The sequence below is a fragment of the Rhizobium mayense genome, from assembly GCF_030272705.1.
Taxonomy (GTDB): Bacteria; Pseudomonadota; Alphaproteobacteria; order Rhizobiales; family Rhizobiaceae; genus Rhizobium; species Rhizobium mayense.
In genome coordinates this window covers 118,091-138,582 of the sequence record NZ_JARFYM010000010.1, presented here as the reverse complement: position 1 = coordinate 138,582, position 20,492 = coordinate 118,091, and the positions used below count along the sequence as shown (strand labels likewise).

Genomic DNA, 20,492 nt, shown 5'->3' with positions numbered 1-20,492 from the left:
ACATGTCCTCCGATATCGCCAGCAAATTGACCGATCCCGGCATGCTTCTTGCCGTATTCGTGGCAATCGCCGTCTTCGCCACCTTCTACACGATCGCGGTGCCCTTCCTGGAGCGCGGCGACCTCAACAAGCGGATGAAAGCCGTTTCGACCGAGCGCGAGCAAATCCGCGCCCGGGAACGCGCCCGGCTGAACAGCGACGGCAGCAAGGCGTCGTTGCGCAGCCAGAACAACCACAATGTCCGCCAGATCGTCGAACGCTTCAATCTCCGCAATGCCCTTGTGGATGCCAATACGGTCAATCGGCTCCGGGCCGCCGGTCTGCGCTCGGAAAATGCGTTGAACATATTTCTGGTGGCGCGCTTTCTGCTGCCGTTCCTGTTTTTGACGGTTGCCGTCATTTTCGTTTTCGTCCTTGGCTATTTCGCCGCCAAGCCGTTCGCGATCCGCCTTCTCGGCGTCATCGGCGCCGCCTATCTCGGCTTCTACGCGCCGAACATCTATATTTCCAATCTCGTGACCAAGCGGCAAAAGTCCATCAAGCGCGCCTGGCCGGATGCGCTCGACCTGATGCTGATTTGCGTGGAATCGGGCATTTCCATCGAGGCCGGTATGCGCCGCGTCTCAGAGGAGATGTCGGAGCAATCGCCGCCGCTTGCAGAAGAAATGGTGTTGACCACGGCGGAACTCTCCTTCCTGCAGGATCGTCGCGCCGCGTTCGACAATCTCGCTAGCCGGACCCAGATCGAAATCGTCAAATCGGTGACGCAGGCACTGATCCAGGCAGAACGCTACGGCACGCCGGTCTCACAGGCGCTGCGCGTTCTGGCGCAGGAAAGTCGCGACGAACGCATGAACGAGGCGGAAAAGAAGGCGGCCGCCTTGCCACCGAAACTGACCGTGCCGATGATCGTCTTTTTCCTGCCCGTTCTCATGGCCGTTATTCTCGGCCCGGCGGCTATCCAGGTGATGGATAAATTCTGAGATGGAAAACTTGCCGCAGGTGTCGGGCCTGATTAAGTTGCAATCCGGCGTCATCGGCGATGTGAGATGGATGGCATCGGCGCGGCAGAAGAGCGCTGTTCGCCCGGACGCCATTCGTATCGGGAGGATCCGCATGTCGTCCATAGCCATCTTTTTCAGCGTCGTCGCCGCCGTTCTCATCGGGGCGATCAGTCCCGGCCCGAGTTTTGTTCTCGTTTCCCGCATAGCCGTTTCCCGTTCGCGCAGGGCTGGCCTTGCCGCCGCGCTCGGCATGGGCGTTGGCAGCGTGACCTTCGCGACCTTGACGCTGTTCGGGTTGAACGCACTGCTGATGCAGGTCGAATGGCTTTATCTTGCCCTTAAGGTCGCCGGTGGCCTGTATCTGATCTATATCGGCATCCGCATTTGGCGGAGTGCGGCCCATGATCTCGCTCTCGATGCCCCGGTGACGCCATCCGGCGGAAGCGTCAGGCGTAATTTCTGGTTTGCGCTGGGAACGCAGCTCAGCAATCCGAAGACGGCCATTTTCTATGGCAGCATTTTTGCAGCGCTTCTGCCGGCACAACCTGCTCCTGGGCTGATGCTCGCAGTGCCGCTGGCGGTCTTCGCCGTCGAGGTGGGTTGGTATACGGTGGTGACCATCGCCTTTTCGTCGAACCGTCCGCGCTCGCTCTATCTCGGAGCCAAGCTTTGGATCGACAGGATCGCGGGCACCGTCATGGGCGCGCTCGGCGTTCGGCTTGTGGCCGAAGGCCTGCCACGGCATATCTGGCGCTGAACCGCTTTAGTTTACCGCTTTCTTGGCGTCGCCGGCGGCGAGTTTCTGCCAGGAATTCTGCTGCGCCAGCATGGAGCGCAGATAGGCGACATTGGCGTTCGCCTGCTGTGGCGTCAGTTCCTGGCGGGCGATCTGTTCGGCCTCAGGGAAGCGGCCCTGCAGCCCGACAACGAGAGCGAGGTTCTGGCGCACGCGGCTGTCGGCCGCCGGCTGGCTGACGGCGGAGCGAAGATAGCTTTCAGCGGTCTTGAGGTCACCCGTCAGCACATAGGACATGCCGAGATTGGAAAGAATCGAAGGCTCGTTCGGCTGCAGCACAAGGGCATCGCGGTATTTGCCGCGCGCCTCGGCCGAGCGGCCGAGCTGGTCGAGGATCGCGCCTTCCGCCGAAACCAGCCGCCAGTCCGGGCGGTCCGGCGTCTGCGCACGGTCGATCGTCGCGAGCGCTTCGTTGAGCTGTCCGGCCGCCGCCTGCGCCTTGCCATAGGCAGCCAGCACGCCGTTGTCGTTGGGGTGGGCGATCGCCACTTGCTGCATGACGGCCAGCGCCTGGTCGTTTCGGCCGCTCATACGGAGAACATTGGCGTAGTTGATGCCGGTATCGCGATCCTTCGGATTTGCGTCGTAAGCTTTGCCCAGGGTAAGGGTCGCTTGAGCGATATCCGAGCTGTTCATCTCATCGACGGGCTTCGACACCGTCGGGATCGAGCCAGTGGTCATCTTGTCTTTTCCGGTCGTCGAGCAGCCGGCAAGCGCAAGCGCCACAAGTGCTGCGGAAGCGCCATGGAAAAGAAAAGTCTTGAGCGAAGACGTGATTGATGAAGTGGCCATAGCGCCTATCCCGGAATGCTGAGTCCTGCGCCTGGCCTCGAATCGGAACAGGGAAAGGTTTGACGCAATGTTCGCTCCAGCAATAATCTGTTAACCCTAACAGAGAGTTAACCCGCGATTCCCTGAAATCATTGCCAAAGGACAGTTATGGCCCCCTATCAATTCATCGAGCGCGCCAGCCCCTTCAATTCGAAGGGCGGCGCAACGCTGCCGATCTTTGCGGTCACCCCGGCCCATATCGAGACCGGCACCATCGATCCCATCGCGCTCGATTGGGCGCGCAAGGCCGGTTACAAGGCCGAAAGCGGCTCGCTGCTGTTGATTCCGACGGAAGAAGGTCATCTCGGCGGCGCATTGTTCGGCCTCGGCTCCAACCCTTCGGAACAGCCATTCCTGACCGGCAAGCTGGCGCGCGGCCTGCCGGCGGGCGATTGGCATATCGAGACTGCGCCGCTGACGGCAAACCGGCTTTCGCTCGGGTTCGGTCTCGGCAGCTACCGGTTCGAGCGCTACAAATCGGAAAAGGCAACCCCGCCGACGCTGATGATCCCGCGCGACGCCGACGCCGCCGATATCAAGCGCCAGCTCGCCGGCGTCTTCCTCGCCCGCGACCTCATCAACACGCCGACCAACGACATGGGGCCGGAACAGCTCGAAGCTGCTTTCCGGGCGCTCGCCGAGCATTACAAGGCGGAAATGTCGGTCATCATCGGCGACGACCTCCTGAAGGAGAATTTCCCGTTGGTGCATACGGTCGGGCGCGCCAGCGCCGATGCCCCGCGCCTGCTGGAGCTGCGCTGGGGCAAGAAGGGGCATCGCCGCATCACGCTGGTCGGCAAGGGCGTCTGCTTCGACACCGGCGGCCTCGACATCAAGCCGGCATCCTCGATGCTGTTGATGAAGAAGGACATGGGCGGCGCCGCCAATGTCATGGGCCTAGCGCTGATGATCATGGACGCCAAGCTCAAGGTCGACCTGCGCGTCATCATTCCCGTTGTCGAAAACTCGATTTCGTCCAATGCCTTCCGTCCCGGCGACATCTACAAGAGCCGCAAGGGCCTGACGGTACAGATCGACAATACCGATGCCGAGGGACGGTTGATCCTCGCCGATGCACTTGCCTATGCCGACGAAGAAGCGCCCGATCTGATGATCGATATGGCGACGCTGACGGGCGCTGCCCGTGTCGCGCTCGGCCCCGACCTGCCGCCCTTCTTCACCGACGACAACGATCTCGCTCGCGATCTAACCGAGGCGAGCCTGGAGACGGACGACCCGCTGTGGCGCATGCCGCTCTACATGGGCTACGACAAGGATATCCGCGCCAAATTTGCCGATATCACCAACGCGCCCTCCGGCGGCATGGCCGGCTCGATCACGGCCGCTTTGTTCCTGAAGCGCTTCGTGACAAATACGTCGAGCTGGGTGCATTTCGACATTTACGGCTGGGCACAGAACGAGCGTCCCCACTCCCCAGGCGGCGGCGAGGCACAGGCTATCCGGGCACTCTATCACCATATCCGGCAGAGTGTGCGATAGGGGCGACGCGCTGCCCGCCCTCGTGGTTCGAGGCTACGGTCCTGCGGGCCTTCGCACCTCACCATGAGGGCTGCTCCTCTTGCCGGTTGCGAATTCGCTCCGCCTCATGGTGAGGTGCCTTGTTGCCGCAGCGCTAGCGTAGGCGGCAAGGCCTCGAACCACGAGGCGGCCACAGATCGTTTCGCCGTTAGTCCCCTTGAATCCGCCATGATCTTGGCCGAAACTGAAACGGCAGCGTAACGATCCCCGGGGTTGCCTTTGCCGCTTGAACTCTCTGCCTCGCAGGCTCTCGGCCTCTGGCATGGCGTGGCGCTCGAGCAGGTGCGTCGCGAGGACCATGATCTGACCCTTCGACAGATGGCGATCCTCCTGCAAATCTATCTCGTGCCGCCGCCGCATACGGTGCGGGGGCTTGCCGCAACGCTTGGCGTAACCAAGCCGGTCATCACCCGCGCCCTGGATACGATGGGCGAGATGGGGCTGGTTGATCGCGTGCGTGATGAGCGCGATCGTCGTAATGTCATCATCAAGCGCACCGTCACCGGCGCGCTCTATCTGGAAAAGCTCGGTGATCTCATCATCGAGCAAGGCCGCAAACTATCAGTGTAAGGAGCATATTCATGACGCTCGACCGCCGCCTCAACGCTTTCCGGCCCGATCTCGCCGATGCCTCTCTCCAGGGCAAGGTCGAGGCCGACCGTTTTGTCGAAGGCAGCAAGGCCCAAGTCGTCGTTCCCGTTGTCGCCCTTCGCCCGCAGCCGGATCTGGCGCGCGGCATCGATACCGAGCTTTTGTTTGGCGAGGACGTCGATGTCTTCGAGCGCAGGGATGGATGGTGTTGGGTGAAAGCGGCGTCGGATGGTTATGTCGGCTATCTGCCCGAAAAGGCGATCCTGAGAGAACAGGCAGCACCGACCCATATCGTCGTGACGCAGCGGACCTTTCTCTATCCCGAGCCGGAGCTCCGTAAGCCCCACACCGATGTGCTGTCCATGGGCAGCCGCGTGCGCGTTACAGGTACGGCCGAGGTACGGGGCAACCATTATGTCGTCCTGGAAGGCGGCGCGGCCATCTTTGCCAAGCATGTGCAGCCGATCGGCTACAATGACGGTGGCGACTTTGTCGATGTCGCCCTGCGGTTCCTGGAAACGCCCTATCTCTGGGGCGGCCGCTCGGGCCTCGGCATTGATTGTTCCGGCCTCGTGCAGCTCGCATTGTTGATGACGGGCCGCGTCGCGCCGCGCGATACGGACATGCAGGCCGCCGGCCTCGGCGAGCCGATAGCGCGCGAAGAGCTGAGGCGCGGTGATTTCGTCTTCTGGAAGGGGCACGTGGCCATCATGGAAGACGAGAAAACCATCGTCCATGCCAACGGCCATACCATGACCGTGGCGCGCGAGAATTTCGCTGCCGCCGTGGAGCGAATCGGCTGGCTCTACCAGCAGCCGACCGGTTATCGCCGCCTTCGGGACTGAGGCCCGACCGGAACCGGCATGGGTTTTAACCCGTTACTCCCTCGGTTGAATACCTTGATCGAGAGGAGAAACATCATGCCGATTACGGCCATGGAACAAGCAATCAGGGATATTCTTGGCGACAGCCGTCTGCGGCGTAGCCGAAAGATCGATCGCCTGCGCGAACTCCAGAGCGAAGCCCGCGGCATCCAACGCGCCGGCAGCGAAAGCATGATGAGCGCCGACGACGGCCTACAGGACGATCTGCGCGTCATCGAGAAAGTGCTGCGGCAGCTTGGTGCCGATGTCGAGCAAAAGGGTGCCGCGACGCTGTAGTAGTGCAGCAGGCCCACCCTCGCCCCGGCGGGGAGAGGTCGCGCGGCACGCGCGGGGTGAAGGGCGTTGCTGCGGACTGGTTCTTCGTCAACCTCAAAGGTCCGTTCTGCGTTTGACGCGGGACCCCCTCATCCGCCCTCCTGAGCTTGTCGATGGGCGGGCACCTTCTCCCCGAGGGGAGAAGGAGCTAGTGAGTGGGTGGCTTCGGCCAGTTCATCACTCCCCCGGTCCAGTCTTCGAAGGCCTTCGATAGCCGGAGGACAAGCATGTCGCCAAAACGTGGACCGACGATCTGTAGTCCGATCGGCATGCCGGAGCGGGAGAAACCGCAATTGATCGACGAGGCCGGCTGCTCCGACATGTTCCAGGGAACGGTAAAGCCGATATGCTCGAAAGGCAGGTCCGGGTCGTTGGTGGGCGAGGCCCAATCGGCCGGATAAGAGACGATCGGGTTGGTCGGCGATATCACCGCGTCGACCTCGGCAAACAGCTTGCCGCAACTCCTGCGCATTTCGAGAGTCTGATTGAAGCCGCGCACCGCATCGACGCCGCTGATATCCGCTCCGCCTTTCGCCCACGTGTAGATATAGGGCAGGATCATCTCGCGGCGCTCCGCGCTGAGGCCCATGATTTCGCCCCAGAAACGCGCCCGCCAGAAGACGTCCAGCCCATCCAGCATTTGCCGCGTCAGCACCGGCTCGACGTCGGTGACGATGGCACCGGCCTCTTCGAAGCGCTTGGCGGCCGATATCACCGCATCGCGCACTTCGGTGTCGACGGGCAGGCCGCAGCCGGCGTCGAGCATCAGGCCAATCTTTAGCCCGCGCACGTCGATATCGAGATCCATCCAGTCGATCTCGTTCGGCGGCAGGCTCGTGCCGTCGCGCCAGTCGGGCCGCGACAGAGTGGCCATGGAAAAGGCGGCGTCTTCGACGGTGCGGGTCATCGGCCCGGCACAACGGCCAACATAATAGGGATCAACAGGGATGCGCCCGTAGCTCGGTTTGAAGCCGAAAATGCCGGTCCAGCCGGCGGGTAGCCGCACCGATCCGCCGATATCGGTGCCAATGTGCAACGGCCCGTAGCCGGCCGCCGCCGCCGCCGAAGCGCCGGCGCTGGAGCCGCCGGGGTTCAGCGTCGGGTCCCAGGGATTGCGGCTGAGCTTGTGGAAGCTGGAAAGGCCGGAAGAGAGCATGCCGTAGTCCGGGCAGGTGGTCTTGGCGAAAATCACCGCGCCATCCTCGCGCAGACGGGCGGCAATCGGCGCATCCTCGGGGGCGGGAGCGAGTTCGACGGCGGCCGTCCCGAGCGGCACCGGCTGGCCTTTGGTCGCGATCAATTCCTTGAGCGTGACGGGAATGCCATCTAGTGCGCCCAGCGGCGTGCCCTTAGCCCAACGCTCGGTGCAGGCGGCGGCCTGCTTGCGTGCCTCTTCTGGGTCATAGGCGTAGAGCGCGGCGATCGTCGGTTCCCAAGCTTCGATATGTTTCTCCAGCGCCAGCCAGTATTCGCTTGGCGAAAGGCTCTTCTCGGAAAACTTCTGAAGGAGTTGGCGAATGGAAAGATCGGTCGCTTCGGTCATGATCAATTCTCTTCAGTTTTTGGATTAGCGATTCGCCTCGCGTGGATCGAGAAGATCCCGCAGGCCGTCGCCGAGCATGTTGAAGCCGAGGACGGAGAGCGCGATCGCAAGGCCCGGCAGGATGGCGAGCCAGGGCGCCAGCCCGAGATAGGTTTGCGCGTCCGCCAGCATCCGCCCCCAGGTCGGCGCCGGCGGCGGCACGCCAAGGCCGAGGAAGCTTAAGCCCGCCTCTGTCAGGATCGCCAGGCCGAGCTGGATCGTCGCCAGCACGATGATCCCGCTTATGATATTCGGCAGCACGTGCCGCGTGGTGATCGAAAAACGCGTATTGCCGAGGGCGCGCGCCGCCAGCACGTAATCCCTGCTCCAGGCCTGCAGCGCGGACCCCAGCGCCACGCGGGCAAAGACGGGAATCATGAAGACCGCAATGGCGATGATCGCTGTAAAACGTCCGGTACCGAGAAAGGCTCCGAGGATCATCGCCGAGAGGATCGGCGGCAGAGCGAAGATCACGTCGCAGGCGCGCATCACCAGCGATTCGAACCACCCTCGCTGAGCCGCGGCGGCGATGCCGATCACTGTCCCGATCGTACCGCCGATCGCGACCGCCGATATCGAGATCGACAGCGAATTCCAGCAGCCGACCATCAGCATCGACAGCACGTCATGGCCGAGCTGGTCGGTGCCAAGAAGGCCGAAGGCGAGGGGCGGCTGCAGCTTGTGGACGATCTGCATTTTCGCCGGAGGCACCGGCGTCCAGAAGAGCGATAGAACCGCCACGCCGACAAGTGCGAGGATGATCGCCGCGCCGACGATAAGGTTGGCGCGGCGCAGGGCGCGGAGACGGTAACGGGAACGGCGGGACGGGGCGGGGGCGACGGTTTCGACCGTGATCATCGCGTGCCTCCACTGCGGAGCCTAGGGTCGATAACCAGATAGGAGAGATCGACCAGGAAATTCATGATGATGACGAGACCGGCAAAAAACAGCACGACATCCTGCATGACGATGATGTCGCGCTGGCTGAGCGCCTGATAAGCGAGCCGTCCGAGGCCGGGCAGGTTGAAGACGTTCTCGATCAGCACCGCACCGGCGACGAGGAAGGTAAATTGCAGGCCGAGAATGGTCAGCACCGGTACCAGCGCGTTCGGTACGACATGACCCCAGAGCACGGCACCGTCGGACAGGCCCTTGGCGAGCGCCGTGCGGGCAAAATCCTCATGCAGCGTTTCGAGCACGGCCGAACGGGTGATTCTTGTCAGCACACCGGCCTGCGGTAGGGCCAACGCCACCGCCGGCAGGATCAGCGCCCTGAACGCCGGCCCCAGGCCATTGCCCCAGCCAGGAAATCCGCCGGCGGGCATCCGGCCGAGCGAGGTGGAGAACAGCAAAATCAACAGCAGCGCCACCCAGAAGCCGGGCACGGCGATACTCATCTGCGAAAACAGCGTGGCGATGATGTCGAAGACACCGCCGCGCCGGGCAGCGGCAGCAACACCTAGTGGCACGGCGATGAGGATGGAAAGGATGATGGCGAGGACCGCGAGCGGCAATGTCACGGCCAGCCGCTCTACGATAAGTCCGGCGACCGGCACGCCGTAAGTATAAGATTTGCCTAGATCGCCGGTCAGCGCGCCGGCAAGCCATTGGCCGTAGCGGATGACCAACGGTTGATCGAGGCCCATGTCGTGCCGCAGCGCCGCCAGGGTCTCCGGCGTCGCTGAGGTGCCGAGCGTGATGGCGGCGGGATCGCCCGGCAGCAGGGCCATCACCGCAAAGACCAGCAACGAAACGGCGATCAAGGTCAGGATAAGACCCATGATCCGACGGGTGAGGAGTACGATCATTACCTGTCCATGGCCGGATCATCTCCGGCGTCGAAGCATTCCACAGCCGGCCAGACGATCCGCCCGGCTGTGTGCGTGGAAGTGAAAGAGATCAGTCTTCCCAGGAGACGTTGGTCAAAACATTCGAGGGGATCGGCTCGTTCTCCCAGAGCCCTTTCAGCTTCTTGTCCCAGACCCCGAGTTTCGGCATGACGAAGAGGAAGAGCGAGGGGGCATCCTCGGCCAGAATCGCCTGCGCCTCGCCATAGAGCTTGTTCTGTGCGCCTGGGTCGGCGGTTAGCTGGAGCTTCTTCATCAGCTCGTTGAAGACCGGGTTCTTATAATTGAAATAGTAGGGGTCGCGTGAATAGATGTCGATGTCCAAGGGCTCGGCATGGGCGACGATGGTCATGTCGTAATCGCGACCGGTGAAGACGTCCTGCACCCATTTCGCCGGAAATTCCGTCGGTTCGATGTTCATGGTGACGCCGATATCGGCGAACATGGCCTGCATCACCTGTGCGCTTCGCGGCGCATAGGCCATCTGCGGCGTCTTGATGGTGAAGGTGAAGCCGTTGGGATAGCCGGCTTCGGCGAGCAGCGCCTTGGCCTTCGCCGGATCGTAAGGCAGCGTCCCCGTCAGATCCTGGTATCCCGGATCATTCGGCGTGTAGTGGCTGCCGATAGCCGTGCCGAAGCCGGACCAGGCGCCGTCGATGATCGTCTTGCGGTCGAGCGCCATCATCAAAGCCTGGCGCACCCGCTTGTCGTTGAATGGCTTGCGCGTGTTGTTCATTCCGGCGACGACCTTGAGTTCGGTATTGCCGACCTTGGTCATCAGCCGCGCGTCGCCGTCGAAAGAGCTCATCAGCTCCGGTGCCGCGAATTCCGGAAATGCGTCGAGGTCGCCGGCCTTTAGCGCTGCTGCTTCCGCCTGCGGATCGGAGATGAAGCGGAAGGTTACTTTGTCGAGCTGCACGTCGACGGATTTGTTCCAGTAATCCGGGTTCTTCACCAACTCCACATGGTCGCCCTTGGCCCAGCTCGAAAATTTGAAGGGGCCGGTGCCGACAGGCGTCGTCTTGTCGTCGTAGGCAGATTTCGGACCGACCATGACCGAAGACGGCCAGCCGAGCCAATAGAGCAGGCTGCCGGTCGGCGAAGAGAGATGCAGCACCAGCGTTTCGGGATCCGGTGCGTCGATCGAGGCGATGGTTGCAAAGAACCGCTTCTGCGGATTGACGGATTTGCCGTCGCGGGCGCGGTCGAGCGCGAATTTCGCCGCCGTCGAATCGAATGCTTCGCCGTCATGGAATTTGACGCCGGTCTGCAGCTTGAACGTATAGATAAGGCCGTCGGGAGAAATGTCCCAGCTTTTCGCGAGCTGCGGCACGATCTTGCCGCTTTCATCGATGGCGACCAGCCCTTCGTAGATGTTCTGCCAGGTCACCTGGCCTATGGCGACGGGAGCGGCGATCGTCGGATCGAGGCCGGTCGGCTCGACGCTCATGCCGATGTTCAGCGTCGTCTTGGCCGCTTCGGCGGGCGTCAGGCCCAGCATCAGCAGCCCAGCCGATATCGCGGCGCCATAGGCAAGACGGCGAGCAAAATCGCCCAGACTTGGACGTAAAAACTTGGTCATTTCAGTTCCCTTGTTGCAGCTCGCGGCGCCGGTTTCCCTCCGGCATAATTTTTCAAAATAGTGTCATCTCGCAAGCGCACACACAATTCCGAAAATGTGTGCCCGGTATAGCAGATGCGGTACATTGAATCGGCTCTGGTGAAGTCCCTCGCGGGCGCTACGCTCGAGCACGGGCGTGCTGAAATGATATCCGAGATTTTCGATCTGTCGGCTGATCGCCGTCGGCGCGACGCTAGGGTTTTTCGCCGCCTGGCGCATGAAGTTGGCGCGCATCAGCTCCCGTCCGGAAAGCGGTCCCGCCAAGCCGGCTGCGCGCCTGCGACGGGCAGCGCCGTCGCCTCGTAGACGCCACGGGCAATCGCGCGCGCCATGACGATAGTGGCGAGATGGCAGAGTTCCATGAAGCTTTGCAGGTCGTCCCTTTTGTGTTTGCCGGTAGAGGCGGCAAAAACCGTGTCGCCGTCGAGCGGCAGATGCGTGGGCAGCAGCGCGCGGGCAAGGCCGTCATGGCCGCAGATCGACAGGCGGTGCGCTTCCACCTTGGTCAGTGCAGCATCGGTGACGATGGCACCGATCGTTGTTGCCGTAATGTTCGCACCCTTTAGCCTGAGGCGGGTGTCGATGGTTTCGGGCATTCCGAGAGCACCGAATTCCCCGCCGATCTCGAAGGGTGCGGCCCAGAAATGCGGTCCTTCGCCGATGGTGGCCGAGCCCAGCGCATTGACGGCGACGATGGCCGCAATCCTGTGTCCCTGACTGCTGACCGCGCTGGCCGAGCCGAGGCCGCCCTTGACCGTTGCGGTGGTCGCTCCCGTGCCGGCGCCAACCGTGCCGAGCGGGAAGGCGCCCTTGCCTGCGGCCTTGAAGGCTGCATAACCCATGTCGCGATAGGGCGAATGCAGGCCCCAGTTCTTGTTCCCGCCATTGACGAGATCGAAGAGAATCGCCTGCGGCACCAGCGGCACGCGCGCGCTGCCGACCTGCAGGCCGCGGCCGATGTCGCGCAAGCCTGCCTGCACGCCGCCAGCCGCATCGAGGCCGAAGGCCGAGCCGCCCGACAGCACCAGGCCGTCGACCACACCGACCGTCATCGCCGGATCGAGCAGTGCCGTGTCCCGTCCGCCCGGCGCGCCGCCGAGTACGGAGCAGGAAGCGACCGCCGGCTCATCGAAGATGATGGCGGTGACACCGGAGCCCAGCGCAAGATCGGTGCAATGGCCGACGGCGACGCCTTCGATATCGGTCAGGAGATTGAGGAGATCAGCCAATGAAAAATCCTTCGCCTTTCGAAGCGCGAGGTGGTCATGGCGATAGGATCGCAAAGAGGCAAAAAAGACAAGATGGGTTTGCGTGGTTCCAGGCTCCGGCCTTCAGCCGGCGCACGTCACCATGGGGCGGCGAGAAAGGCGATCGGACAAGGAGAGCAAGCTACGCCGGCGCAAAAGTTCAGCCCTCGCTCCAGGCCGGGAACGAAGCGATCCCGAAGGGCGAGGGCCGGATAATGTCGTGATGCAAAGGAAACGGCCAAGCCGATCCATCAAACGTGGATCGGCTTGGCCTGTTGGCGACTGAGGAGATCGCGAATGGCGAGCTTGACCTCGTCCGTGCTTCTGAAGCGCTGTTCGTCCAGATCGTGGACGTGGTACTTCACAGCGATGAACTTCAGCCGGTCTTCATCCGGAACGACGATGCCGACGGGAACGCCAGCATATTCGATGACTTGCTTCTTCATAAAAAATACTCCCTCTGCACTCTAGCGGCGCAGACATGGCGAACTGACTGTTTGAATCCGATAAGGGGACGAACGTCACATTCGACAGCACGGGCGGGAGAGTGCGCCCGAGCGGTCATGGTCAAGCACGGACCGCCCAAGGATCGAAGCGATGACTTTAAAATTCAGCATGTCACTTCCTTAGTTGGCGTTGTACTTGTATGGGCTCCAATGATAGGGCCCGCGATCTAGTGTGCTATTGTCTACAATCTTGGTAGATAATAGCCATTCCATCCTCAGAAACATATTCCGAAAGATGTCAAAATATCGACGATCGAGAAAATAAAATTCCGAATCCAGCTAATTGCGAGAAAGGTTGTATCAACTAACGCGCAACCTCACAGGCTGGAACGGCATCGCCGATCACCGACACAGAGATAGGAACTGGCAGTGGATTCGACAATGCCCCAGGAGCATCAAAATCGGCTCATCACGAAATCACCTCAATGATGAACGGCCTGGAAAATAGGCTTAGAAACCGTCTTCCAGCGCCTTTTCCAGCGCTTTGACGAAGAAATCCGCGCTGTCTGCCGAAAGACAAAGCGGCGGTTTTATCTTCAACACATTACGGTGATCGCCGGTCGGCTGCATGATGATGCCGAGCTCGAGCAGCCGTTCGCAGATGGCCGCCGTCTCTTCCGTGGCGGGCGTCAGCGTCTCGTGATCGCGGACGAATTCCAGGCCGAGGTAGAGGCCCATGCCGTGGACGGCGCCGATCAGCGGAAAATGCTCCATCAGCCCGATCAGTCCTACTTTCAGATGATCGCCGATGATTCGCGCATTCTCCTGCAGGCTTTCGTCCTTCATGATGTCGAGCACCGTAAGGCCGACGACCGAGCTCACCGGGCTGCCACCGGACGATGAGAAGAAATATCCCTCGTTCTCCAGTGATTCGGCGATCTCCCGTCTGGTGATGACCGCGCCGAGCGGGTGGCCGTTGCCCATGCCTTTGGCGATGGTGATGATGTCGGGCACGACATCCTGTTGCTCGAAACCCCAGAAGTGGTGACCAAGCCGGCCGTAACCCACCTGCACCTCGTCGGCGATGCAGAGGCCGCCGCGTTTCCGGATGGCGGCGTAGACCTCGGCGAGATAGCCGTGCGGCAGGGCAATGCCGCCGGCGTTGCCGTAGACTGGTTCTGCAATGAAGCCGGCGAGACCCTCGGCCTTCTCGTCGATTGTCTCCAGCAGGGTGGTGACGCCGGCCAGGTAATCCGCCGCCGAATCCGGACCGCGGAAAGGACCGCGATAGGTGTTGGGCGCAACGAGCGGATGCACCCAGTCCGGCCGGGTCGTCAACGCCTGCGGATTGTCGGCTATGGAGGTGGAGACGGCGTCGCTCGCCATCGTCCAGCCGTGATAGGCCTCCAGCAGGCACAGCATGTTTTTCTTGCCCGTATGTGCCCAGGCCAGCCGGATGGCGAGATCGTTGGCTTCCGAACCGCTGTTGACCAGGAAGACGCTGTCGAGACCCTCCGGTGCCAGCGCCGCTAGTCTCTCAGAAAATTCGGCAACGGCGGCATAATGGAAGCGGGAATTGGTGTTGAGCCGCGACCATTGCTGCTCGATGGCCGCCGCCAGTCGCGGATGCGCATGACCGACCGTGGCGACGTTGTTGACCATGTCAAGATAGGCGCGGCCTTGCACGTCGAACAGGAACTCGTGCCATCCGCGCTCGATCTGCGGCGGCGTGTCGTAATAATGTTTCTGCGGCTTGGCGAAATGGGCCTCGCGCCGGGCTAGAAGCGCGGCACTGTCCAGCCGTGGCGCTTCGCAGGCCTCGCTCAGGAGGATCGCTGGCGAAGGGCAGACGGCCGACCAGCCATCGGCCTGATGTGGCGCGGCAAAGAGCGGCGGCACCAATCCCTGGACGCAGCAGAGCTGCACACGCAGTCCTCCGATGGCTGAGCCCTCACTGCCGATCGTGCCGATACCTGCGCCTTGCTCGATTGCAGCACCTTCTTCCAACGCGCACTCGACGCCGTCGAGATGCAGGCTGACTACATCGCCCATAAGAACGAGATGCTGGCCGTGCCATTGGATGCGCCCGGCAAAGGGGGCAGCGACTGCCGTGCCGGCCGGCAGGCAGACATCGCTATGCAGCGCGAAATTCTGCGGCGGCGCCATGCTGAGGAGATCGGCATGCGACAGACGAAACTCGCCGTATCGCGTCGCAGCCGTGCCGGAGGCGATGGCCGCCTTGGCAAGCAACCGCCAGTCCATATCCGGCTTTTGCCAGTTGCCATCGGCAAAGTGCGGGCTGGTCGCCGAAAGATCGACGGCGGCAATACGGTCCGGCGTAATGTCCGGCAGCAACGCCGACCAATGATCGGTGGCGATCGGGGCAACATCGATGCCCGCGGCCCGGAGGATCGCCGCTTCCATGACTTCCGGCTGCGCGCCGGTGGCGACGTCGAAAATCTTGCGCTCGAATTCGAGATTGCCGCGCACATAATCGTTGTCCGGATCGATGGCGAGCTGCTGCTCGCCGCTGGCGGCGAGAATCACGGCGCGGGCGACGATCAGCGGCCAGAGTGCTTTCAGCTCGGCTTCCTGAAGCGGGTAGATCGCGTGATAGGCCTTGATGGCTGGGATGATGTAGAAGGGATCGCCTTCGGCGTGGTGGAGCAAGGAGGCACAGGTGACGGCAAGGTCGCCCACCAGCCAGCCCTGGATGATGTCTCCGAAATCGATCACCCCATCGGGAACCTGCTGCCCGTGCACATCCGGGTGACTGACGACATTGTCGTCGGTGACGTCGTGATGGACAGGCTGCACGCGAAGCCCGCTCGCAAGCGGCTGGATGCGCTTGACGGCCGCGACCATCGCCTTGGCGATGCGGTCGCGCGCCTCATGGTCCGTGATCGCCGACAGGAGCTGCACGGCGACAGGCCCGGCGCGGCGCAGGTCCCATTGCAGACTGCGATGCAAACCGGGATGGTCGAAATCCGCGAGATCGCGGGCGAGCCGGGCCGAGAGGGCGCCGAGTGCCGACACCGAGGCGATGGGCAGGTGCTTGCGCCGCGTCAGCGATCGACCGGGAAGATAGCTGAGCAGCCGGACAAGATAATCCTGCTCACGAATGGTGACGACGAGGATCTCGCGGCCGTTCAGAGAGGGCACGATATTCGGGACGCGCGGCGCGTCCGGTTTGGCATGCAGATGGCGGATGGCCGCGTTCTGCGCCTCCAGCTCCACCGTGTCGTATTCCGTCCGGCAGATCTTCAGAACGTAGCTGTTGTCGCCGGCGTCGATGCGGTAGTTGCGGTCCTGCTGGCTGCCCAGTTCGGTGAGCGTTCCGACCAGGCCGTAATGCGTCTGCAAGATCTCCGCCGCCGCTTCCGGCGTCGTATCCGGCCTCGGCAGTTGCATGCGATTGACGAGCGCGGCGTCGGTCATGGCACCCCCGGATGGTTTATCTGCGTCGACACTAAACCATTCCGCCCAAAAGAAAATCACCGAAAATGAATGATAGGAAGGAAGATAGGCTCCCGATAGCGCCTGCCTAGAGCGCTTGTGCATTCATTTGAGCGCGCGAAGGTCACCCGCAGCTATTTCAAGCTGGAGCGGACCTCACTCGACCTCGATCGAATAGCTGCAACCCGCCAGCGTTTTTCCGGGATGGTAGATATCGGTCGAGACGTCGAGGGCGATGCGCGTGTGCAGCACCGTGTCGGAATTCTCCAATTGTTCCTTCTTGGAGAATATCTCCTTCTCCGCAAGGAATTTGTCGAACCTGTCGACCGCGGCCGTGACATCCAGCTGCTTGGCGATTGGATGCGGATCGACTTCGTTGAGCAGGGCCAGCGGACCGGAGGAGGCGAAGGCGATCCTGTCTGTCTGTCGCCCGAAAACGGTGATTGGCTTCGCCAGCTTGAATTCCCGCAGCAGAAGGCTGTTCGACGGCTGTTCGGTGATGCCGAACAGCTTCATCGCCGCATCGCTTTCCGGCCCCGTCAGCCACATGGCAAAGTCGTTATAGCTTGGCACGTCGTAGGTGGTGCATTCGATCAGCTTGGCGAGATCGATCTTAGTTGGATCTTCCTCCGATATCGCCGCGGTCGAGATCTGCGCGGCCGCGAGGATAGCCAAGGCCGAGAGCGGCAGAACTCTATACAGATATGCTGGCATCTGCGTCCTCCGGAACCCGCAAGCGATTCGATAGCGGCCGCATTAAATCGCAATTCGTCTGGAAAAGGAAAGAGGGCGTCCAGACCGAGCCCCGGTTTGCGAATGCCGGGTTACCCGGCGCTTCGCTGGGTCTCAGGGCGTTCGATGCTCCATCGGCTGCGCCGACCGCATCTCACCCCATCCGCTCCGAAGCATAGCTTCCGGGACTTGCCGGGAAGACGATGGTGCGGTTGCCGTTGAGGAAGGTGCGGTAGTGGATATGGGCATGGATGGCCCGGGCCAGCACCTGGCTTTCGACATCGCGGCCGATCGAGACGTAGTCGTCGGCCGACTGCGCATGTGTGATGCGCGCCGTGTCCTGCTCGATGATCGGACCCTCGTCGAGATCGCCGGTGACGTAGTGTGCGGTCGCCCCGATCAGCTTGACGCCGCGCTCATAGGCCTGCTTGTAGGGGTTGGCGCCCTTGAAGCTTGGCAGGAAGGAATGGTGGATGTTGATGATCCGGCCCGACATCTTCTTGCAGAGCGCATCCGACAGCACCTGCATATAGCGGGCCAGCACGATCAGCTCGGTGCCGGTCTGCTCGACGAGATCCATCAATTGGGCCTCGGCTTGCGGTTTGTTGTCCTTCGTCACCTTGATGTGGTGGAAGGGGATGTCGTGGTTGACGACCACCTTCTGGTAATCGAAATGATTGGAGACGACGCCGACGATGTCGATCGGCAGGGCGCCGATCTTCCAGCGGTAAAGCAGGTCGTTGAGGCAATGGCCGAAGCGCGACACCATCAACAGCACCTTCATACGCTTGTGGCCATCGTAGATCTCGGCGTCCATCTCGAATTTGGTGGCGACCGGCTTGAAGCCCTCAATCAGGGCCTCCTGAGCCACACCTTCCTCGGAGATGAAACTGACGCGCATGAAGAACTTGCCGGTATCGAGATCGTCGAACTGGCTGGAGTCGACGATATTGCAGCCTTGATCGGCCAGATAATTCGCTATCGCCGCAACGATCCCGCGCGTCGATTTGCAGGATACCCGTAGAACATAGCTCTTCATGTCTCTTCCCTCGTAAGGCGGCGCGTCGCGCCGCTCGCTTATAGCAATCGAAAGGCAGGGGAAAGCTCCCCGCCTATTCCTCGCGACAGAGCTTAAGATAGGTGGCGGAAAATTCCGTTCCCATTGCGCCTTTCAGCCGCGTATCCCCGTCGTTCTGGGGGAAAGCCGCTAGAGATCGATGAGAAAGGATTCAGGCGATGGCCGCCTGCTTCTTTTTCCACTTGCCCCAGCGGCTCGGTGTCGTCAGCTCATGGACGATCGCGCCGCCGATTGCCGAGCCGATGATGCAGGCGCTGACGAAGACCGGGCCATGCGTCACGATATCGATCTTCAGCACGCCGCAGACGACACGCAGAAACGCCAGCGTAAAGGCGTGGGTGATGTAGATGCCGTAGGAGGCGTCGCCGAGATAGCTGAGCCAGCCGATGACCGGCAGCTTGGAAAAATCGATCGAGACCGCCGAGTAGAGAATGATGACAGCCGGAATGCCCCACATATAGGAGCGCATGCTGGAATCGCAGAGCGTCTCATTGATCAGCAGGAAGGCGAATCCAACCACCAAGGCGGGCCAGGCCACCGCCTGCGGCAGCAGCACCTTTTCGAGGTAGAGCTTGGCGAGAACGACGCCCGCAAGGAATTCATAGATGATCGGGTCGCCATAGACCGTGGTGGCCGTCGTCACCGGTAACAGGCGGCAGGCAAGGATGACAGCCGTCATCGTCCCGAAGAGCGCATAGAGACGCCATTTTTCGCGCACCAGCAGCAACAGGCCGAAGACGAAATAGAAAAACATCTCGTAGTTCAGCGTCCAGCCGGGCACGACGACCGGAGCGATAAGGTCGGGATCGGCGGGATTGCGCCAGGGCAGGAACAGGAGGGAAGCGACAAGGTGCGGAATGTCGAACACCGTCGATTTGAGGATCGATGGTGCGACGAGGGCGACGGCGGCAGAAAACAGTGTCGCCAGCCAATAGAGCGGCACGATGCGCTGGATGCGGCGGCGATAGAAATCGAGCGGGCGCACTTCACGCCCGGTCGTGGTCAGCCACATGACGAAGCCGCTGAGCACGAAGAAGATATCGACGCCGGTCTCGCCGAAGAGATGGAATTGCCAGTCGAAGTCGGAATTGACTTTCGGCACCTGCAGCACTGAATGAAAATAGACGACCATCAGCGCGGCGATGGCGCGCAGATACTGCAACTGAACAAGCATCACGATCCTCATGCGGCCGCGGCCGACGCAAGGCAAGGTCAGCCAGGCACTCTGCTGCCATCCACATTTGCCGGCTGCGTCCGGGCGGCGCGCGGCTTTTCAGAAACGCGCATATAACCGATCAGCAGCCAGAGCAGCCCGGCGATCTTGATGGAAAAAATCGCCGTGCCGCCGATCATCATATTCAGAAAAATGAAAAGAGAGAGTGAATGAGCGCAACGTCTTTGTGCAGGCGTTGTGCCCGCGGGATAAAGGCAGACGAACAGCCAGAACATGATCAGGCCGAAAATGGTCGACCCGTAGATAAGATAGACATAACCGCTGTCGGCGAATTCGCCGATGCGCGCAATATCCAGGCCGAGGATTGCCTGGAAATCGAGATCCAACATCTTCTTGATCGTGACGCCGACACGGCCGGTGAAATTGTCGCCCACTTCCTCCGGCTTCATGAAATGCACGAAGAAGCCGATCAGGATAATCAGCGGCATCAGGATGAGATCGAAGGCCTTTGGGATCTTCGGGAAGGCGAAATAGCCGATAATGCTGATGCAGGAGAAGATCAGCATCGTGCGCGTATCGTTGGTGAGCAGGATCAGCGCCACCGTTGAGACGAACAGCGCCTTGTCGATCCTGCCGAGCTTCGGCCAAAACGAGAGCAGATAGATAACGATGACGCCGCAGAAATTGGCGAGCGATACCTGCTCCAGGAAGATCGACGAGGAGCGGTGATTGATGAGGCCGAAGGAAAAGCGTCCCTCGAAACCGAGCGCATTGGCAAACAGGCCGGTATTGTTGAAGCTTGCCTGCTTGATGCCGCGGGTATTCTCGAAATATTGGCCGGGATGGAACAGGCTGACATAGAAGGGCGTGCTGACGATCTCGCAGACCAGGAACAACAGCACGAAGAAACAGCCGATGCGGAACGCCAGCTTCACCGTCCGCTCGCTCGCCCAACTGCCGATGCCGGCGAAGGCAACGATGATCAGCACGTTGCGGAACTGGTCGATGAAGGGCACGCGGTTCAGCACGGTGATGTAGATCGTGATGACCAGCGTGAATATCAGATAGAGGAAGATCGGCAGATCCTCCTCATAGATGCCTTTTTTCAACAGATAGCCGACGCTGGAAAGCATCATCATGCCTTCGCAGAGCACGACATGCGAGACGGAAAGTGGCGTTATGTTGTGGTTGATATAGGCAAGGATGCAGTTGTAGAGCACGGAAAACAGCGTGATCGCCAGGATCGGGTAATCGATGCGCTGTTTGTCCGTGAGGCTTTTCATCAATTGTCCAGGGCTGCCGCATCCATCGGCCGGCGCCACCATATCAGCGCCGTGATTCGCCACAAA

General features: G+C 61.4%; 18 protein-coding genes and 1 pseudogene. 6 read left to right on the top strand and 13 right to left on the bottom strand.

Annotated elements, in window-relative coordinates; translation table 11 throughout:
- The first annotated feature begins 2 nt into the window (after window positions 1-2).
- Together PY649_RS14685 and PY649_RS14680 are read left to right on the top strand one after the other, a co-directional pair.
- Window positions 3-983 carry a type II secretion system F family protein gene (locus PY649_RS14685; RefSeq protein ID WP_285869210.1) on the top strand — a complete coding sequence of 327 codons (981 nt, stop codon included), beginning with the start codon at window positions 3-5 and terminating at the stop codon, window positions 981-983.
- Between the two features lie 133 nt (window positions 984-1,116).
- Entirely contained in the window at window positions 1,117-1,761 is a 645-nt protein-coding gene (locus PY649_RS14680; protein ID WP_285869422.1) for a LysE family translocator, read from the top strand.
- Window positions 1,762-1,767: 6 nt separating this feature from the next.
- Here PY649_RS14680 and PY649_RS14675 read toward each other — a convergent pair whose 3' ends face one another.
- Window positions 1,768-2,592, bottom strand: a complete 825-nt coding sequence (locus PY649_RS14675; protein WP_285869209.1) for a tetratricopeptide repeat protein — start codon at window positions 2,590-2,592, stop codon at window positions 1,768-1,770.
- Window positions 2,593-2,739: 147 nt separating this feature from the next.
- Here PY649_RS14675 and PY649_RS14670 point away from each other — a divergent pair, with 147 nt between their 5' ends.
- From PY649_RS14670 to PY649_RS14655, 4 genes are all read left to right on the top strand, one after another.
- Entirely contained in the window at window positions 2,740-4,131 is a 1,392-nt protein-coding gene (locus tag PY649_RS14670; RefSeq protein WP_285869208.1) for a leucyl aminopeptidase family protein, read from the top strand.
- 258 nt (window positions 4,132-4,389) lie between these two features.
- Window positions 4,390-4,740 (top strand): MarR family transcriptional regulator, encoded by a 351-nt coding sequence (locus tag PY649_RS14665; RefSeq protein ID WP_120702766.1) that lies wholly within the window; start codon window positions 4,390-4,392, stop codon window positions 4,738-4,740.
- Between the two features lie 11 nt (window positions 4,741-4,751).
- Window positions 4,752-5,606 carry a C40 family peptidase gene (locus tag PY649_RS14660; RefSeq protein ID WP_285869206.1) on the top strand — a complete coding sequence of 285 codons (855 nt, stop codon included), beginning with the start codon at window positions 4,752-4,754 and terminating at the stop codon, window positions 5,604-5,606.
- Window positions 5,607-5,681: 75 nt separating this feature from the next.
- Entirely contained in the window at window positions 5,682-5,921 is a 240-nt protein-coding gene (locus PY649_RS14655) for a hypothetical protein (RefSeq protein ID WP_285869205.1), read from the top strand.
- 187 nt (window positions 5,922-6,108) lie between these two features.
- Here the strand turns inward: PY649_RS14655 and PY649_RS14650 are convergent, their stop codons facing one another.
- The 12 genes and pseudogenes from PY649_RS14650 to PY649_RS14595 all read right to left on the bottom strand — a co-directional run bounded on the left by PY649_RS14650 (window position 6,109) and on the right by PY649_RS14595 (window position 20,426).
- Entirely contained in the window at window positions 6,109-7,503 is a 1,395-nt protein-coding gene (locus tag PY649_RS14650) for an amidase (RefSeq protein ID WP_285869204.1), read from the bottom strand.
- Between the two features lie 24 nt (window positions 7,504-7,527).
- Entirely contained in the window at window positions 7,528-8,400 is an 873-nt protein-coding gene (locus PY649_RS14645; RefSeq protein WP_285869203.1) for an ABC transporter permease, read from the bottom strand.
- Window positions 8,397-9,350 (bottom strand): ABC transporter permease, encoded by a 954-nt coding sequence (locus PY649_RS14640; RefSeq protein WP_285869201.1) that lies wholly within the window; start codon window positions 9,348-9,350, stop codon window positions 8,397-8,399. Before PY649_RS14640 ends, PY649_RS14645 begins: the two co-directional genes overlap by 4 nt.
- 91 nt (window positions 9,351-9,441) lie before the next feature.
- The gene (locus PY649_RS14635) at window positions 9,442-10,971 is read right to left on the bottom strand and encodes an ABC transporter substrate-binding protein (RefSeq protein WP_285869200.1); all 1,530 of its coding nucleotides are present in this window, start codon (window positions 10,969-10,971) and stop codon (window positions 9,442-9,444) included.
- Window positions 10,972-11,121: 150 nt separating this feature from the next.
- Window positions 11,122-11,244 (bottom strand): annotated as a pseudogene (locus PY649_RS14630) (LysR family transcriptional regulator); the annotation flags it as partial.
- A complete protein-coding gene (locus PY649_RS14625; RefSeq protein WP_285869199.1) occupies window positions 11,244-12,239 on the bottom strand; it encodes a P1 family peptidase in 996 nt (331 codons plus the stop codon). The pseudogene PY649_RS14630 and the gene PY649_RS14625, both read right to left, overlap by 1 nt.
- A 269-nt stretch (window positions 12,240-12,508) precedes the next feature.
- Window positions 12,509-12,703: a hypothetical protein gene (locus PY649_RS14620; protein WP_285869198.1), complete on the bottom strand. Its 195-nt coding sequence runs from the start codon at window positions 12,701-12,703 to the stop codon at window positions 12,509-12,511.
- A gap of 510 nt (window positions 12,704-13,213) precedes the next feature.
- Entirely contained in the window at window positions 13,214-16,141 is a 2,928-nt protein-coding gene (locus tag PY649_RS14615) for an aminotransferase (protein WP_285869197.1), read from the bottom strand.
- 174 nt (window positions 16,142-16,315) lie between these two features.
- A complete protein-coding gene (locus tag PY649_RS14610; RefSeq protein WP_285869196.1) occupies window positions 16,316-16,873 on the bottom strand; it encodes a hypothetical protein in 558 nt (185 codons plus the stop codon).
- A 172-nt stretch (window positions 16,874-17,045) separates the two neighbouring features.
- Window positions 17,046-17,930, bottom strand: a complete 885-nt coding sequence (purU, locus tag PY649_RS14605; protein ID WP_285869195.1) for a formyltetrahydrofolate deformylase — start codon at window positions 17,928-17,930, stop codon at window positions 17,046-17,048.
- A gap of 190 nt (window positions 17,931-18,120) precedes the next feature.
- A complete protein-coding gene (locus tag PY649_RS14600; protein ID WP_285869194.1) occupies window positions 18,121-19,143 on the bottom strand; it encodes an acyltransferase family protein in 1,023 nt (340 codons plus the stop codon).
- 38 nt (window positions 19,144-19,181) lie between these two features.
- On the bottom strand, window positions 19,182-20,426 hold the full coding sequence (locus tag PY649_RS14595; RefSeq protein ID WP_285869193.1) for a hypothetical protein: 1,245 nt from the start codon (window positions 20,424-20,426) through the stop codon (window positions 19,182-19,184).
- Window positions 20,427-20,492: the final 66 nt, after the last annotated feature.